The organism is Ruegeria sp. BF7 (genome assembly GCF_056538605.1).
Genome location: NZ_JBQFTM010000003.1, coordinates 375,528 through 391,429 on the forward strand (window position 1 = coordinate 375,528; position 15,902 = coordinate 391,429).

Consider the following 15,902-nt stretch of genomic DNA (forward strand, 5'->3'; position numbering starts at 1 on the left):
CAGTTCTCAAACTGCTCAAAAGATATGCAAGAATCGCAAATCGGGGTTACCGGACTAGCAATTGTGAGACTCGGCAACTGGTCCTAAATGAAGCTCACAACCGACGAAGGGTCGGCTGTTTCAGTTTAAGGAATGCGCAAATGGCAACCACCGCAAATATCCATGCGCCGCTCGGAGCAGCTACCATCCTGCATGTAGTGGACGCGTTCACCGCAGCTTTCGAAAAAGCTGCCGAGTGGAATGAAACCCGCAAGACACGCAAAGTTCTGTCGGAACTGAGCGACGCACAGCTGGAAGATATCGGCCTGTGCCGCGCGGACATCAAGAATATCTGATCCGCGATCAGTACGACCGCAAAAGATGAGCCGCTCATTCGAGCGGCTTTTTCTTTGTCACACCAGTTTGTATTGACCCGAACGGTCAGGCAAGAAGGCCTCAATCGCAGCTGTAGCCACGACATGCCGGGTACCAGCTTCGGCGTCTTCTATATCCAGACCGCCTTTAACGGCCCGCACCTCGGCTCGGCCGCGAGGCAGATCAGCGGCTATTAGTTCACAATCCACACGCTCAGGTTCCTGTGCGCCAATCGTGACCATAACGCGCATTTCGGAATGGTCGATACCCAGCTTGGAAAACAGGGTGATCGAGGAATGATGCAGCGCGTCCTGCACCGCCCGCCGTGCCGCCTTGGTGTAATCCTGCCCATACAGGTCGTTGCCGGTGCCCATCTCAAGTATGATGCGTTTTTCGGTCATCCCACGGGCTCCATGTCGAACGAGACAACGATGGCCGCATTGGCAATGACTGTGTGTCCCGCGGTATGCGGTTTTTCGATATCCAACCCGCCCAGCGTGACGGTGATATTCGGCTGGCCATAGGGAAAGATGGCTTTCAGCGCGTCCTGATCCACCTGATCGGGTTTCTGCACCCCAATCTCGGCGTCGATGACCATCGCTTCTTTCGGGAAGTCGAACAGCTCGGCCATGTTGACCGAATTGTGCCACAACGCGTCTTTGATCGCCCGCAGCGCGGCCTCGGTATAGTCTTCCCGCCGCAGCGAGGTGCCCATGCCGAATTCCACAAGAACCCGTGTTTTTGCCATTTGATCCTCCGGCGTAAAAAAGGCGCCCAGTGCGGGGCGCCTTTGATCTGTCTGCATCGAAACGGATCAGATGGATTCGTCGATCCAGCTTTGCAGCGCAGCCTTCGGGGCGGCACCTGCGCGGTTCGAGACAACCTGACCGTCCTTGAAAATGAACAGCGCCGGGATGCCGCGCACGCCCATGGCGGCTGCCGCGTTCGGGTTGCTGTCCACATCCACCTTGGCGATCTTCACTTTGCCGCCGTATTCAGCGGCCAGCTCTTCCAGAGCGGGGCCGATCTGCTTACAGGGGCCACACCATTCGGCCCAGAAATCGACAACAACGGGGATGTCGGAATTCTTGACTTCGGCGTCAAAGGTATCGTCGGTTACGGCTACGGTCGACATTTTCTGTCTCCTGAATGGGGTAAACTCGGGAACAGAACGTAGGGGCCGGGCATGGCAAGGTCAAGATATATGGGTGCGGGCCAGTGCATCCGTCACAAGATCGTGTGGCAACCACATAAGCTCCGCCGTTCGTGTCCAAAGGACTGCCGTTCGGATTTCTCGACCCGGATAAATCTGGGCCAGCGCATGCGCATAAGCCCCCATCTGCCTCAACAGGCCTTCGGGGCAGGCCGATGGGCTGCTGGGAACCATGGCATTTGATTTGAAATCAACCACCTGCACTTCGGTATCCGTCACGATCAGCCGGTCGATCACCCCGTGCATCCGCCGCCTGTTCAGCTCGGCAGTCACCGGAACCTCGGCCAGTGCGTCGCCTGCAAAAACGGCTTGCAGATGGTCCGCTGTCAGCACGTTTTGCGCCTCGGTCAGTAGCTCTTGCCTGTCCACTTCCTGCATATCGGGCAGAACCCGGGCGCAGAGCTGAGGCCAGTTTTTTTGCGTATCCGACGACAAGTGTTCCAACAGCAGGTGCAGACGCGTACCGCGCAGCTTGGCGGCCTCTTCATCCTGACCGGTATCGCCGGGCAACGCCTTGGCCCCGCCCAGATCAGAGGGGCTGAGCGTTTCAGGTGCCGGCTCCGGTGCCGTGGCGGTGTTCAGGAACTGGTCCGGCAGCGGAGTTTGGGCAACCTCGGCCGCAGTGTGTTCCACAATCGGCAGCGCGTCCCAATCCGCATGGGACAGGCGCAACGTGTCAGTCTCTGACAGTTGAGTGGCCCCTGCCCGCGCCATCGCCGCCTCGACCATCTGATACCAGCTGGTTCCGTCCTTGCCGACATCCCCGGCCGCGCCCACGATTAACCACTTTTCAGCACGTGTTAGAGCCACATACAGAAGCCGAAGCCGTTCATTCTCCTCCCTTGCCCGCGCCTCGGTTCGTGCCTTGGCGATCAGGGCTGGCGATGCGTCCGCAGGCACTTTCCACAGTGGCGTGCCCTCACTCACCATGATCTCGGCGTCGCGCGGAGCCTGCCGTTTGCCGGTGTCCGGCAGGATCACGATCGGCGCCTCCAACCCTTTGGATCCATGCACCGTCATCACCCGGATCATGTTGCCGACGCCGCTCATCTGCCGCTTGATTTCCAGATCGTCTGTCTGCATCCAGACGAGAAATCCGGTCAGGCTGGGGATATCGGTGCGTTCATAAGCCAGCGCCTGCGACAGCAGCGCGTTGATGCCATCCTCGGCCTCGGCCCCCAGACGCCCCAGCAGTTTACGCCGTCCGTCATGGCGGGTCAGGATTCGCTCGATCAGGTCATAGGGGCGCAGGAAGTCGATTTGACCGCGCAAGTCGTTCAGGATTTCCAGTGTTTTCGGAAACTCCTCGGCGCGCTGGCGTAGTGCAGCCCACAGGAATTGCTCCTGCCGCCGATGCGCTAGGTCGAAAAGTTGCTGTTCGCTCCAACCAAACAAGGGTGATTTCAGCACGGTCGCCAGCGACAGGCTGTCCTCGGGCGTGGCCAGAAAACTCAGCAGCGCGGCCAGGTCTTTCACGGCCAGTTCGGCGCCGACTTTCAGGCGGTCAGCCCCGGCAATGGGCAGGCGCAGGGCCTTGCACGCTCGGATGATCTCGGCAAACAGATCGGAGCGGCGCTGCACGAGGATCAGGAAATCCCCTGGTTGCACCTTGCGGCGTACAAATGTGCCTGACGGGTCGCCATCCTCAGGGATCGTCTCTCCGCGGTCGATCATGTCCTTGATCGACCGGGCCACCTTCTCGGCCAGAATGACGGTGTGGTGCCGCGCGCCGGGGCGATCGACCGGATCAGTCCAGTCGCCATCATCGTCTTCTTCCACCTTCTCGACCACTGGCCACAGATCAACCCGACCGGGCAGATCAGCTTTGAAGGCACGGTGCAAGCTGTCCTTGTGAAACCCTGCTTCAGCGCGGTTCTCGAACATAATATCGACCAGCGACAGGATCGCGCTGGAGGATCGAAACGAATACTCCAGCGTCGAATCCCACAGTTTAGAGCCTGATTCTGCCAACCTGCGCCCAAACTCGGCCTGCATCCGATCAAAAGCCTGCGGGTCGGCGCCCTGAAAGGAATAGATCGACTGTTTCTTATCGCCGACGACGAAGATTGTGCGCTCGACCCCGGAACGGGCCCCTTCCCCGCTGGTGAATTCCTGCGCCAGTTTTTCAACCACGTCCCATTGGTCGGGGCTGGTGTCCTGAGCCTCATCGACCAGAATGTGGTCGATGCCACCGTCCAGACGGTACAGCACCCATTCCGCCACCGCCGGGTCGTTCAGCACTTGCCGCGCGCGCAGGATTAGATCGTCGAAATCCAGCCAGCCGCGCAGCTGCTTGCGCCGTTCATATTCCGGCAGGAAGGCAGCGGCAAAGCGGTGCAGCACACGGGTTTTGCGCGCCGCAACCAGCGCTAACCGCTGCTCTCGCGCGGCCTCGATGCGCAGCATGAAGGATTCCAGCTGCGGCATCTGAGCGGCCAACGCGCCTTCGCGCAGGGCCTTGGTGGGAAAGCTGTTTATCTTGGCTGTAAAGGGTTCCTTTGCGGATTTCCCTGTCAGAAACACGCTTTCCAGTACAGTAAGGCTGCTTATCCGCGCCTCGGTGAAGGCCGACAGTTTGGTAGCCGCTTTGGCGTTGTTGCCGCCACTTTCGGTTAGCGCTGGCAGGATCGAGCGGATAAGGTCAACCTCACCGCCCAGAAAAACGCGGGCCTGCAGGGTGTCTTCATCAAGCCCCTCCGGCAGGTCGAACCGTTGCTGCAGGTCGCGCCAGTCCAGCGGTTGCGCAAACAAGTTGCGTTTATGAGTGATGGCCGCGGTCAGGTTTTCAAACCCGGTATCGGTGACGAATCGCGCGACATCCTCGATCAGCGCGGCTTGCGGGCCTCCGGCGAAATCTTCCACGATTTCTTCCCGCAGCAATGCCGCCGCGCGATCCTCCATTTCCGAGAATTGTGGACTGACCCCGGCCTCCAGCGGAAAACGGCGCAGCAGTGAGGCGCAGAACGAGTGGATCGTCTGAATCTTCAACCCACCCGGCGTCTCGATGGCGCGGGCGAACAAGGTGCGGGCCTGCGCCAACCTGTCGGAGTCAATGACGCCCGGCACGCCCAGGTCGGTCAGTTGAGCCAGCAGCGTACTGTCGCCCAACATCGCCCACTCACCCAGCCGTTTGAACAGCCTGTTCTGCATTTCGCTGGCAGCGGCTTTGGTGTAAGTCAGGCACAAGATGTGCTGCGGTTGCACCCCACCCAGCAGCAACCGCGCCACCCGATCGGTCAAAACCCGCGTCTTGCCCGAGCCGGCATTGGCCGCCAGCCAGGTCGAGGCGTCGGGCCGTGCGGCCTGCACCTGCCGCTCGGTTGCGTCGTTGCGTGCACTCATTTCAGCACCTCTGGATCGGTCTCATCGGTGCGATCCCATTCGCCGAAGCGGGCCAGATGGTCATAGTCGCCGATGTCGGTGTCTTTGTGCAGCATTCGGCGGGATGTGAAGCCTTGATCAGGCTCTAAATATGCGGAAACAAGCTCTGTCAGCTCGGCAAGAACCTTGTCGGGCGGTTCCTTGGCCAACGGGGCTGTGACCTCTTTATACGTGCCGCCCATGCCAATAAAGAAAGCCTCGGCCACGGGGATCGGGTCGATTCCGTCGATGGCGCCCCGCTCGGCCATCGCAGCTTCGATCAGCAGTTGTTTGTCGAACTTGGCTTGCTGGCTTTCGGTCGGAGGCGTGCCTGTCTTGTAATCCACAATCCGCAGCGCGCCGCGACTGTTGTGGTCGATCCGATCCGCCCGGCCTGCGATGGTGAAATCCACAGGGCTCAGCACCAGTTTCATCGCGGCCTCAAAGGCCACCGGACCTCCGTCGCCGCGCCGGGCGGTTTCGGCGGTCAGAAAGTCGTCGGCAATGCGTTCCAATCGCGCCAACCAGAGTTTGCGGGCCGTGGGCCAGGCCACATGTTGATCCAGCAGTGTCTCGGCCCGTTTCAGGAAGTTCTCGCGGGTCAGCAAGGCGCTGTCAAAAACACTGTCCTTGATGAAATGTTCGAGGATTTCGTGGATGACAATCCCGCGCAACAGGGCATCCGGGGCCTGAACCAGAGGGTCCAGGGGCCGCAGCCGCAGCACATGTTTGGCATAGATCGCGTACGGGTCGCGGATCAGGCGTTTGATTTCGGTGACGCTCAGACGGCGCGGACGTGCGGTGATCGGCGGGCGTGGAGACGGGCGCGGTGCCGGGTCGATCCGGGGCGCGGCTTCAAGTTGTTCCGACCAACGCAGGTACGACTGTCCACGGCCACGCATCGCCGACAAAGCCACAGGGCCACCCTGCCCCGGCAAACCCTGCAATAGGTTCGTCATCCGGTTCAGCCAGCGCGAAGGCACAGTTTCGGCGTCGTCCGACCGGGTCGCGCGGGTCAGCCAGACCTCGGGCGCGCCGACAGCCTGTTGAAAGTCGTGGGCTGACAGGCCAATGCGGCGTTCGGGCAGCAACAGCCCGGCCTTGTCGCGCATCTGGCGGTTCAGCCAGGGGTCAGGTGCAGCGGCTTCGGGCCAGCTGCCTTCGTTGAGGCCCCCAAGGATCAGCAGTTCGGCGCCCTGCACCCGTGCCTCAAGCGTGCCCCAGATCATGATATGCGGATGCGGCGCGTCGCGGTCGCGGACCTCTTCCCCGGCCAGCAAGGCACCCAGCAGGTCCGCGAAGTCGTGGGCGGTCATCGGGCCACCATGTTCAGCCTCATCCTCTAGCGCTGTCAGAACCGACAGTGCCTTTTGACCCGCGTTTTTTTCCCACAGCGGGCCGGTTTCGCCCTCGCTACCGGCGGAAATCGCCTCGGCCAAAATACGCAGGCGCGTCACCCAGTCCGATAACGGCAGTTCGTCGTTCACATTCTGGTCGCAGAAATGCGTCGACAGCCAGCGCATCCAACTCTCGGGCACCTCTTTGCGGATGGCGAACGCGGTCAGGCTGGCGCGGTCAGGGTATGGTGGGCCGTGACGCCGCAAATCCAGTTCAAGATCGCGGCTATGCAGCAGATGTGCACCGCGATCACCGCCACCATGGCAGAGCGGATGTTTAAGGAGGGTCAGCAGCGCCTCACCTTCCAGCCGCCGGGCGAACAGACCTGCCACATGGCGCAGGAATCGGCCCGGAGGTGACAATTGCAGCGGCAGGCCCGCACTGTCATCAGGCAGGATGTTCCAACGATCCAGCGCGGCGCTGACCTGACGGGTCAGCATCCGGTCCGGGGTGATCAGTGCGGCGGTCTGGCCGGTTTCAGCCGCTTCGCGCAGTCGCAGCGCGATGACCAGCGCCTCGGCCCGGGGGGATTGCGCCTCGACCAGTGTCAGGTTTTGCGTGGCATCGTCCAGATCGGTCAACTGCGGCCCTTCGGACATCCAGGCATCAGTGATCGGAGCGGGACGTAACGCCAGTGAAATCAATTTGTTGCGGGCAGGTGAGGGCGCAGGATCATCGGTCCAAGGTTCGATCTGACCAGGTTGCATATCAAGCCGTGCCATCAGCTTGCGGAACCGGTATTGCGGGTGATCTTCTGACGTCAGCGCCTCGTCCAGCCCCTGCCAGACGTGATCCGGCTGATCGAAATCGTAACCGGGCAGAATCAGAGCGCCTTGGGGCAGGCGCGCGACGGCCTCCATCAGCATCAGCGTGGTGCCGCGCGACCCGGTTGAACCCGCAAGGATCACGGGATGCAGCGGCGGTGCCACCTGCCAGCGGTCGATCAGGTTTTCCACCACACGCCGTTGCCGCGCCTGAACGTCCAGCGCATTTGGGCCGGAGTCGATGATTTGATCGGCAATCCCAATGAACTTTTGCGCGCGTTCCCAATGCCCGGACAAGTCGCTGACATCCAACTGCCGGATTGCATCAGGCAAAACGCCTTCGCCCTGCATCTCATCAATCAGCGCGGCCAGACTGTCGGACAAGTCGAACAGAGAGGACCGCGCCGCCAGATCCGGCTGCTGTTCCAACAACTTGGCGACTAGTTGAGTTAGTTTCAGCCGGAGCCGAAGCGGCGGAATGGCGGGTGGAATTTGCGCCAGATCGACGCTTTCGCCTAGATCGGTGACCAGTGAAAGACGCGGCAGCAGGCAAGCGGGCCCCTGATCGAACAGATCCCGTACGCGGCGGGCCATGCGGCGGGTGTTCACGACAAGCTGAATGCGTGCCAAGGCTTCGGGTGGGTGTTTGGTGCCGCGTAGGTGAAGCCCATCCACCAGTGCTTTGGGAAAATCTGATCCGGGCGGTACGGCAAAGACACGAGGTGTGGCGCTGGGCTTAAACATCCGCAATCAGCCCCTCGGCCAATGTAATCCCTTCGGGCCGTCCTACATCGCACCAGCGGCCGGGATAAGTAGCCGCGAACAGGCGACCTTGGCTATGCATTTGATCCCAAAGCAGGTTTAGTGAGAACGCTTTATCCGGTATGGCCATCAGACCCTCGGTCTTGAGAATCTGCGTTCCGCCATAAATCAAACCGGGACCACGGGTGATCCGGCCTTCGGCATCGGCGGTGAAATCACCTGTGCCGGAGTACCCGATGGTCTGGTCGATAGGTACGCACATCAGTAACGCATCCATTCGATCGGGATCCCACGCATCGCGCAGCAGGGTCAAAGGATTCGGCCCGGCCCAAATCGCATCGGTGTTCAGGGTGAATACCGGATTCGCCCCCAACAGGGGCAATGCGGCGCGCAACCCACCGCCGGTTTCCAGAATCTCGGGTGCTTCCCGGGACAACAGGACACCTTTGGGGGCCAGATGGGCCTCAAGTTGATCGGGCAGATAGTGCAGATTGGCCACGACACGATCCGGACCCAGATCATCTACCAAATCCAGCGCATGATCGATCAGGGGGCGGCCTGCGACCTCGATCAGCGGTTTTGGGCGGTCTCTGGTCAGCGCGGCCATGCGGGTGCCAAACCCGGCGGCAAACAGCATCACGGCTTCGGGAAGTCGGGTCATGTCTGTCTGAGCCTGTCCAGGTTTTCCGGTGTTGGCGCGGGCAGGGCCGTACGTAGCAGATCAGCTATGGTTGCAAGTGCCGGGTGGTCCAGATCGCGCATCAGATGTGCCCACGTGGCCGGGATAAAATCAACATACTGAGGTTTACCGTATTCCGTCGCCAGACGGGCAAACACGCCCAGAATTCGAAGGTTCCTTTGCACCCCCAGGACGGCATAGGCGGTGCGGAAATCGTGATCATTCACCCCGGTCGCGGCGATATAGCGGTTGACCATTCGCATCTCGGTGCCCGGGGCTACGTCGCGGCGGACATCCTGCAGCATCGACACAAGGTCATAGGCCGGATGGCCCAGCATGGCGGTCTGGAAATCCAGCAAACCCACGCGTTTCACGCCTTTACGGCCCGGTAACCAGACCATGTTTTCGGCGTGGTAGTCGCGCTGGATCACCACTTTGGTCCCCGAGGTTTCCTGGTGCAGAATGTCCGAAAAACGGTATTCGAACTGTTGCCGCGCGCCCGTGTCGTGCTGACCCAGAACCGCCTGCGCGTATTTGGTGAAGGACAACGCCGCCAGCTCGGTCATCAGGGATGGGCCGTATGAGGGCAAAGACAGGGTGGGGGCCTGATGCAGCGCAATCAAAACGTCGGTTGCGGCCTCGTATAGCTGCCGCTCCATCTTTGGGTCTTGCCTCAGAACGCGGGCAAACAGGTCGTCGCCCAGATCTTCCAGCAGCAGAAAGCCGAATTCCGTATCCTCGGCATAAATCTCGGGCGCGCTGAGGCCGATAGAGCGCAGGTGGTTTGCCATACGCACAAAGTTTTCGACCGGTTCGGCCTTCCCCGGAGGGGAGTCCATCAACACGGCGGTCCGGCCGGTTTCGGGATCGGTCAGACGCTCGTATCGGCGGTTCGAGGCATCCCCGGCCAGTGGCGCACGCCTTGCGTTGGCCCACGGTGTTTGTGCAATCAGCGCCTCGGCCAGCACAGCGCGGTTCGTCATGCGGCGCTCTCCATCTTGCGGGGCCATTTCGGATCGGACCACGACAAGGTCAGATGGCGGCTTTCCATCGTATCAGGATTTGTTTCAAAGCTAAGTTTCAGGGCAGTTTCAGGGGTCAGAGGACCCAGCTTTTCGGGCCATTCGATCAGACAGATGGCTGTATCAAATGCCTCGGTCAGGCCCAGCTCCTCGATCTCTTCCACGGCGCTCAGCCGGTAGAGATCGCAATGCCAGATCTCGCCCGCCGGTGTGTCATAGGCCTGCACCAGCGTGTAGGTGGGCGAGGGTACATCCTCGGGCACAGTCATCAGGGATTGGATCAGGCTGCGGGCGAAATGTGTCTTTCCGCTGCCGATTACACCTTCAAGCAGCACCACGTCGCCGGGGCGCAATTCCGCCCCCAGCCGCGCGGCGAATTGCGATGTTTCTTCGGGCGAACTCAGGGTGATCGAACGAGGGTGCAACGTCATGGCGTCACAATGACCTCAGGCCCTGTCGGCTGCAACCCGGTTCAGGCGCTGATTTGGCGGATAGGCTGTGTTGTCGCAAGCTCCTCCACCACGAACCGGACAATCGTTGCGCCGTTCTGCATCGGGCTGACGACACAGGTCAGATCGGTGCCGTTGCGCATACGTATCTCACCCGACCATTCGGCGCGTTTGTCGCGCATCCCGACAAAGTCGCGAACCTCACCCAGCAGCGGTGTGGCGGCACATTGGTCCTGCCAGCTACGGGTCACGTCCAGCACGGAATCCGGTTCGAACCCGGTCTCATCAGAAGCCCCCCACAATTCTTGATAGGCGCGGTTGGTGAAGGCCAGCGTTCCGTCATCGCCGAACACCGCGATTGCATCGGCCAGCTTGTCCAGCACCGATTGCATCAGGTCCATTTCCGAGCGGAACCGGCGGGTCAGGGTAATCTCGGCGGTGATATCTTCGAACAGGAACGCCACCGCACCGTCGGGATGCGGGCGCCCGCTGACCGAATAGACCGATCCTGAAGGCAGCGACCAGGTTTCCTGATAATTCCCGTCCTCGGCGGCCTCGAGCAGATCATTCATCTGGCTGCGCCAACTGCGGTAATTCTTGGGTTCCGGCATCATGTGCTGATCGCGCAGCCGGTCGAAAAAGCTGGACAGGCTGGGGCGGCAACTGAGGAAGTCCGGGGGCAGGGTGGTCAGGTCAATCAGCGCCGGGTTGAACAGCGCCAGTTGCCGGTTGCGGTCGAAAATCGCCAGCCCGATAGATAGCTGGGCAAAGGTTTTCGTCATGGTCTGAACGAATTTGCGCTGGGCGGTTTCGGCGGCAACAATGGCATTGATATCAACGGCATAGCACAGGTGGCCTTCGGGGTGATCGACCAGCGTCAGGTCGAACCACAGCTTGTTCTCGCTGCTCTCGGACGAGATTGAGATGCGGGTTTTTGCACCCAACCGCGCATCCCCGTCCGCGCCGGGAAACAGCGGCGCGGTCAGATCGGTATCGGGACCACGGACCTTTCTGACCAATGTGACATAGGCAGCATTGCACCAACGGACATTGCCTTGATGATCCAGCAGCCAGACAGGATACGGAGCTTGCTCCATCGCCAGACGGATCGGATCCTGCGCATCGCGCTGGACCAGGGTGGGGCGTTCGGCGCTGTCGCGAAGCTGAACGCGGACGATGCCGTCAACCCATTCGCACAGAATGTCCCGCTCGACGGTGCAGTCGATCGGGGGAATGACCAGCGAGCCCTGATGACGAATTTGGTCGGGGGTTTCGGGAAAGCTGGGAAAATCCCGCTTTAACAGGCGGCGCAGGTCGGGCCAGTCGCGGACGGCTTCGAACCCTTCGAGCGCGATATCGGAATGGCTGATCAGGCGGTTGCCGTCGAACAGAAACACCGCATCATACAGCGATGCGGGCGTGGACAATCCGAAATTGTCACCCTTGTGCCGTCGGCGGGGCAGAAGCCATTGTACGGCCAGGCTGGCAGACACCAGACTGATCGCGGCCAAAATGATCCAGTCGACCATGCGACCTCCGGAACTTATACCGAAGAAACTATGCGTGTTAATGGTTAACGGGGTCTTAACTCAGACCTGGATTTGCTGGTTCTCACCTGACGGAACGGGGGTGTCGCCAGTCTGGGCATCCACCATATTGCGCGGCCACGACACACGAACAATCGCGCCTCGGCGCTCGGGATTGTCACATAGGGTTTGGTATGGGTCCGCGCCGTTTGCAAAATCCAGCTCGGCGCCGCTGCGTTCCAGCAGGGTCTTGGCGATGAACAGGCCCAGCCCCATGCCCTCATATTCCGGGCGGGTTCTTTGATCGTTCTCGACCCGGCGGCGGCGCATGAAAGGGTCTCCGATCCGGCCAATCATCTGCGATGGGTACCCGCGCCCGTCATCCATGATGTTAACGGTGATCTGATCCGTGCTCCATTCGGCCTCGACCCAGACATTTGCTCGGGAAAAGTCCACCGCGTTCTGGATAAGGTTGCGCAGCCCGTGAATGATCTCGGGCTTACGCAGGATCGAGGGTTGTTGCACATCGCCATCCCCGGCCGGGCCTTCGGAAAAGTGCACGGTCTTGCCCCGATGAAGGTGCGGCTCGGCGGCCTCATGCACCACGGTGGACAGGGGTGCCTGCCGCAGATGCAAGTCGTCTTTGCCAGCCCGGCCCATATCGCGCAGGATATCACGGCAGCGGTTGGCCTGTTCGCGGATCAGAGCGGCGTCGTCCTTCAGGTCGGGGCGGTCATCCAGTTCTTCGATCAGTTCGGAACTGGCCAGTTTGATGGTGGCCAGCGGCGTGCCCAGCTCATGCGCTGCGGCTGCGACCACGCCGCCCAGATCGGTCAGTTTCTGCTCACGCGCCAGGGCCATATGCGTGGCGGCCAGCGCCTCGGACATCGATTGCACCTCAGCGCTGACGCGGTGAGAATAGGCCCCGATGAACACGATCGCGATGACAACCGCCGCCCAGTTGCCGAACAGAAGCATATCCGGAATCTGCAGTATGAGACCCTGTTCGGTGCGCAATGGAAGGTGAAACTCAGCCAGTAAGCTGGTCAACACGATTGCCACTGTACCAACAATCAGAGTTGAACGCGTGCTCATAACATTGGCCGAGATTGTCACTGGTCCCAACAGCAACAGGGCAAAGGGGTTGTTCAGGCCGCCGGTCAGGTACAACAGGATCGCCAGTTGCGACAGGTCGAACAACACCATCAGAAAGTTTTCGAATTCGGTCAGGCGCTTGTTTTTCGGGAACAGCAGAATGGCGGTCGTGTTGCCCATGACCGAAATACCGATAGCCAGATAGCAAAGCGCCAACTCCAGCTGCACCTGAAAATACTGCTGCGCAACAGTGATGGCGGTAAACTGACCGATGATGGCCACCCAGCGCAGCAGGATCAGCGTGCGCAGGCGGATCCAGCTACTGCGTTCCTGACTGCGCCATAATGTGATGTTGGAATTTGCCATCGGTCTATTATGTCCTGTTGCATCGGCTGATCATCTTGATAGGTGTCCGCGTCGAAACGATCAACAACCCCTCTCATCCCAGGATTGATGCCATGATCCGTCTTTACGCCATCCTTGCAACCGTTGTTCTGGCCGTCGGTCTGGGCGCCATGTGGCTGCTGACGCGAGGGGCGGGATCGAACGATCAGTTCGCACAATGCCGTTCGGCGCAGATCGCGGGCGGTACTGCTGCAATTGGCGGCCCGTTCGAGCTGGTCAACGGCAAGGGTGAAACGGTCACCGACAAGGACGTGATCACCGAACCGACATTGGTCTATTTCGGCTATACGTTTTGCCCCGATATCTGCCCGTTCGACATGTCGCGCAACGCCGAGGCCGTCGATATTCTGGCCGAGCGTGGCCAATCGGTGACGCCGCTGTTTATTTCGATCGACCCGGATCGTGACACGCCGCCGGTGGTAGATGACTTTGCCTTCAACCTTGGCGGCAAGACCATCGCACTGACCGGATCGCCCGAGCAGGTCAAAGCCGCCAGCCAAGCCTACAAGACCTATTACCGGGCACATGACAAGAGCGACGAATACTACCTGGTCGACCATTCCACCTTTACCTACCTGGTGACGCCCGAGCACGGCTTCCTCGAGTTTTTCAACCGCGACGACACCGCCGAGCAGATGGCCGACAAGGTTGGATGTTTTCTGGACAAGCTCTGATGCGTTTGACCTTTGAAATGGCGCTGCTATTACTCATGTTTAAGCCAAAGGCGTGAAATAGCGGAAAGAACAGAATATGGCGGACAGCTCTGACCTCGATATCGGCCCCGATAAATCCCTGCTTCTGGTGGATGATGACGAGCCGTTTCTGAGACGTCTTGCCAAAGCGATGGAAAAGCGCGGGTTCGAAGTTGAAACCGCAGGCTCCGTCGCCGCAGGCCGCGCAATATCCACCGCCCGTCCACCAGCTTACGCGGTCGTCGACCTTCGGTTGGAGGATGGCAACGGTCTGGATGTGGTTGAAGTGCTGCGCGAAAAGCGCCCCGACAGCCGGGTAGTGGTTCTGACCGGATACGGCGCGATTGCCACCGCAGTGGCAGCGGTAAAGATCGGCGCGACCGATTACCTGTCAAAGCCCGCCGATGCCACCGACATCACCAGCGCATTGCTTGCCAAGGGCGACGAACTGCCCCCGCCGCCGGAAAACCCCATGAGCGCGGACCGTGTACGCTGGGAGCATATCCAGCGTGTCTATGAGCTGTGTGACCGGAACGTCTCTGAGACCGCGCGGCGTTTGAACATGCACCGTCGGACATTGCAGCGGATTTTGGCGAAGCGTAGCCCGCGATAGTGAGCAGTATATTGGGTTCGATCTGAACAGGTTTCTGTTCAGAGGATATTCATTTAGTCTTCTTGTCAGAGTTCGGATAGATGAACCCGTTCACTGGGTACAAGCTGCCATACTGACCCGGAAGGCTTTCGACCCGAACCAGCGTCCAGTCATTGTGTTTGGATACGTCCTTGACCCCCATTTTCAAGGATACCTTGTTTCGGTGCCAGTTGGCGTGGTTCACAATGACTTCCCGGTCGGTGACAACATTGGACACGACAGCCACATGGCCAAGCGGCATCCCGTGGGTCGCCCGAAACGACATGACCGCGCCCACAACCGGCTCACTGCCTCGATCAAAAGTACTGCGCGCCTTACCCCACCAGTCCTTTGCGTTGCCGCGAATTTCGATACCGCTGAGGCTACGTGCGTAGGGAACACACCATACCCTTTGCCCTCTGGCCTGCTTTTGCGAGACCTCGCGCAACGCCATCGATTGACGTTCAGGATCGAGTTCTGCATTGGTTGGGCTATCGGTGCAGGCAGAGACCAGACCAAAAAGCCCCAACGCAATTGCGGTTCGGGCGGAGCCGGACAAGCGCGGCCAGCGCGTGTTCGTTTTGCGTACGCTGTTTTTCAAGAAGCTCTATTGCCCGTTGCAAGACAAATGGGGTTGTACGGTGACTTTACGGGTTGTGAAAAGAGGCCAGACTATTCCACGGCAAGATTTCGCCGGTTCCTCGTTCCGCGATTGAGAAGACACCTGAATGAGCAGAAGCGTAAGTTGCATCTTTAATGTCTAGTACCGGGCTTGAAAACATAGCCCACTATGGGAGGAGAGCCGACATTGGAACGGGTTTGTATTCTATAGCAAGGATATCAACGCCTCATGCCGTGCCATATACGCCTCTCGTACCTCAACTGGAGGCCTAAGCGTTATCCTTAAACCCTCCATCACCGCCTGATCCGGGCGACCGAAGAACTTCGTCGCTTCAGCCTCGGAGAACCCCGCGATTTGGGTGGCTTCCATCCAGGCGCTGATCTTGTCGGCCTTTTTGATCTGACGTTTCACCGTTTTCGGCACTGCAGCGGGCAGGCCAAAGCGGATGTGGATCGCAGCCGCCAACCGGTCATCCAGCGCGCCGTAATCGGGTCCGACGGCGGATTTCACCGGTGAGATCATATCTCCGATCACATATTCCGGCGCATCATGTAACAAGGCCGCGAGCCGCCATTTCACCGGTGTTTTGGGGGCAATCCGGCCAAAAAGCTCTTCGACCAGCAGGGAATGTTCGGCCACGGAATAGGCGAAATCGCCAGCGGTTTGGCCGTTCCAACGGGCCACAAAGGCCAGTCCGTGGGCGATATCTTCGATTTCGATGTCCACAGGGGTCGGGTCCAGCAGGTCCAGCCTGCGCCCCGACAGCATTCTTTGCCATGCCCTAGGTTGTGTTGCCATTCCGCCATACCATGTGAAGTTGGACACGTTAGTTTCGCGCTTTTGTGTTATGATGTACCTGTCGAGATCACCAGCTGCCAACTTTTTCTTGACCAGACGTGCTTTGAACCAGCGCGTGGTGATACCGACATT

The 15,902-nt window shown here is 59.9% G+C and carries 14 protein-coding genes and 1 pseudogene; 3 read left to right on the plus strand and 12 right to left on the minus strand.

Going from position 1 to position 15,902, the window contains the following annotated elements; genetic code table 11:
- The first annotated feature begins 140 nt into the window (after nucleotides 1-140).
- Complete coding sequence (locus ACR0IK_RS10400) at nucleotides 141-335, plus strand: DUF1127 domain-containing protein (protein WP_480592006.1); 195 nt, start codon at nucleotides 141-143, stop codon at nucleotides 333-335.
- A 57-nt stretch (nucleotides 336-392) separates the two neighbouring features.
- Here the strand turns inward: ACR0IK_RS10400 and ACR0IK_RS10405 are convergent, their stop codons facing one another.
- The 10 genes and pseudogenes from ACR0IK_RS10405 to regB all read right to left on the minus strand — a co-directional run bounded on the left by ACR0IK_RS10405 (nucleotide 393) and on the right by regB (nucleotide 12,988).
- On the minus strand, nucleotides 393-755 hold the full coding sequence (locus ACR0IK_RS10405) for a Lin0512 family protein (RefSeq protein WP_480641423.1): 363 nt from the start codon (nucleotides 753-755) through the stop codon (nucleotides 393-395).
- A complete protein-coding gene (locus ACR0IK_RS10410; RefSeq protein ID WP_480641424.1) occupies nucleotides 752-1,102 on the minus strand; it encodes a Lin0512 family protein in 351 nt (116 codons plus the stop codon). The genes ACR0IK_RS10405 and ACR0IK_RS10410 overlap by 4 nt, the downstream gene beginning before the upstream one ends.
- A gap of 66 nt (nucleotides 1,103-1,168) precedes the next feature.
- Nucleotides 1,169-1,507: pseudogene (gene trxA, locus ACR0IK_RS10415) on the minus strand (thioredoxin); the annotation flags it as partial.
- 42 nt (nucleotides 1,508-1,549) lie between these two features.
- A complete protein-coding gene (gene addA, locus ACR0IK_RS10420; protein ID WP_480641425.1) occupies nucleotides 1,550-4,909 on the minus strand; it encodes a double-strand break repair helicase AddA in 3,360 nt (1,119 codons plus the stop codon).
- Nucleotides 4,906-7,833 (minus strand): double-strand break repair protein AddB, encoded by a 2,928-nt coding sequence (addB, locus tag ACR0IK_RS10425; RefSeq protein ID WP_480641426.1) that lies wholly within the window; start codon nucleotides 7,831-7,833, stop codon nucleotides 4,906-4,908. The genes addA and addB overlap by 4 nt, the downstream gene beginning before the upstream one ends.
- Nucleotides 7,826-8,512, minus strand: coding sequence for a nucleotidyltransferase family protein (locus tag ACR0IK_RS10430; protein ID WP_480641427.1), 687 nt, complete (start codon nucleotides 8,510-8,512; stop codon nucleotides 7,826-7,828). Before ACR0IK_RS10430 ends, addB begins: the two co-directional genes overlap by 8 nt.
- Nucleotides 8,509-9,513, minus strand: coding sequence for an aminoglycoside phosphotransferase family protein (locus ACR0IK_RS10435; RefSeq protein ID WP_480641428.1), 1,005 nt, complete (start codon nucleotides 9,511-9,513; stop codon nucleotides 8,509-8,511). The genes ACR0IK_RS10430 and ACR0IK_RS10435 overlap by 4 nt, the downstream gene beginning before the upstream one ends.
- Nucleotides 9,510-9,983, minus strand: a complete 474-nt coding sequence (gene tsaE / locus ACR0IK_RS10440; protein WP_480641429.1) for a tRNA (adenosine(37)-N6)-threonylcarbamoyltransferase complex ATPase subunit type 1 TsaE — start codon at nucleotides 9,981-9,983, stop codon at nucleotides 9,510-9,512. The genes ACR0IK_RS10435 and tsaE overlap by 4 nt, the downstream gene beginning before the upstream one ends.
- Nucleotides 9,984-10,024: 41 nt before the next feature.
- Nucleotides 10,025-11,530, minus strand: coding sequence for a PAS-domain containing protein (locus ACR0IK_RS10445; protein WP_480641430.1), 1,506 nt, complete (start codon nucleotides 11,528-11,530; stop codon nucleotides 10,025-10,027).
- A gap of 60 nt (nucleotides 11,531-11,590) precedes the next feature.
- On the minus strand, nucleotides 11,591-12,988 hold the full coding sequence (gene regB, locus ACR0IK_RS10450; RefSeq protein ID WP_480641431.1) for a sensor histidine kinase RegB: 1,398 nt from the start codon (nucleotides 12,986-12,988) through the stop codon (nucleotides 11,591-11,593).
- Nucleotides 12,989-13,080: 92 nt separating this feature from the next.
- Here regB and ACR0IK_RS10455 point away from each other — a divergent pair, with 92 nt between their 5' ends.
- Together ACR0IK_RS10455 and ACR0IK_RS10460 are read left to right on the plus strand one after the other, a co-directional pair.
- Complete coding sequence (locus tag ACR0IK_RS10455) at nucleotides 13,081-13,701, plus strand: SCO family protein (protein ID WP_480592025.1); 621 nt, start codon at nucleotides 13,081-13,083, stop codon at nucleotides 13,699-13,701.
- A 76-nt stretch (nucleotides 13,702-13,777) separates the two neighbouring features.
- Entirely contained in the window at nucleotides 13,778-14,332 is a 555-nt protein-coding gene (locus tag ACR0IK_RS10460) for an ActR/PrrA/RegA family redox response regulator transcription factor (protein WP_058283361.1), read from the plus strand.
- Nucleotides 14,333-14,381: 49 nt separating this feature from the next.
- Here ACR0IK_RS10460 and ACR0IK_RS10465 read toward each other — a convergent pair whose 3' ends face one another.
- Both ACR0IK_RS10465 and ACR0IK_RS10470 read right to left on the minus strand, forming a co-directional pair.
- Nucleotides 14,382-14,951: a CHAP domain-containing protein gene (locus tag ACR0IK_RS10465; protein WP_480641432.1), complete on the minus strand. Its 570-nt coding sequence runs from the start codon at nucleotides 14,949-14,951 to the stop codon at nucleotides 14,382-14,384.
- A gap of 225 nt (nucleotides 14,952-15,176) precedes the next feature.
- Nucleotides 15,177-15,770 (minus strand): HD domain-containing protein, encoded by a 594-nt coding sequence (locus tag ACR0IK_RS10470; RefSeq protein WP_480641433.1) that lies wholly within the window; start codon nucleotides 15,768-15,770, stop codon nucleotides 15,177-15,179.
- Nucleotides 15,771-15,902: the final 132 nt, after the last annotated feature.

Bases quoted from the DNA above. Each gene is read 5' to 3' on its own strand.
- ACR0IK_RS10430 (WP_480641427.1), bottom strand. From the start codon at position 8,512: ATGACCCGACTTCCCGAAGCCGTGATGCTGTTTGCCGCCGGGTTTGGC.
- ACR0IK_RS10405 (WP_480641423.1), bottom strand. From the start codon at position 755: ATGACCGAAAAACGCATCATACTTGAGATGGGCACCGGCAACGACCTG.
- ACR0IK_RS10445 (WP_480641430.1), bottom strand. From the start codon at position 11,530: ATGGTCGACTGGATCATTTTGGCCGCGATCAGTCTGGTGTCTGCCAGC.
- tsaE (WP_480641429.1), bottom strand. From the start codon at position 9,983: ATGACGTTGCACCCTCGTTCGATCACCCTGAGTTCGCCCGAAGAAACA.
- ACR0IK_RS10410 (WP_480641424.1), bottom strand. From the start codon at position 1,102: ATGGCAAAAACACGGGTTCTTGTGGAATTCGGCATGGGCACCTCGCTG.
- addB (WP_480641426.1), bottom strand. From the start codon at position 7,833: ATGTTTAAGCCCAGCGCCACACCTCGTGTCTTTGCCGTACCGCCCGGA.
- regB (WP_480641431.1), bottom strand. From the start codon at position 12,988: ATGGCAAATTCCAACATCACATTATGGCGCAGTCAGGAACGCAGTAGC.
- ACR0IK_RS10455 (WP_480592025.1), top strand. From the start codon at position 13,081: ATGATCCGTCTTTACGCCATCCTTGCAACCGTTGTTCTGGCCGTCGGT.
- ACR0IK_RS10460 (WP_058283361.1), top strand. From the start codon at position 13,778: ATGGCGGACAGCTCTGACCTCGATATCGGCCCCGATAAATCCCTGCTT.
- ACR0IK_RS10470 (WP_480641433.1), bottom strand. From the start codon at position 15,770: ATGGCAACACAACCTAGGGCATGGCAAAGAATGCTGTCGGGGCGCAGG.
- ACR0IK_RS10400 (WP_480592006.1), top strand. From the start codon at position 141: ATGGCAACCACCGCAAATATCCATGCGCCGCTCGGAGCAGCTACCATC.
- addA (WP_480641425.1), bottom strand. From the start codon at position 4,909: ATGAGTGCACGCAACGACGCAACCGAGCGGCAGGTGCAGGCCGCACGG.
- ACR0IK_RS10435 (WP_480641428.1), bottom strand. From the start codon at position 9,513: ATGACGAACCGCGCTGTGCTGGCCGAGGCGCTGATTGCACAAACACCG.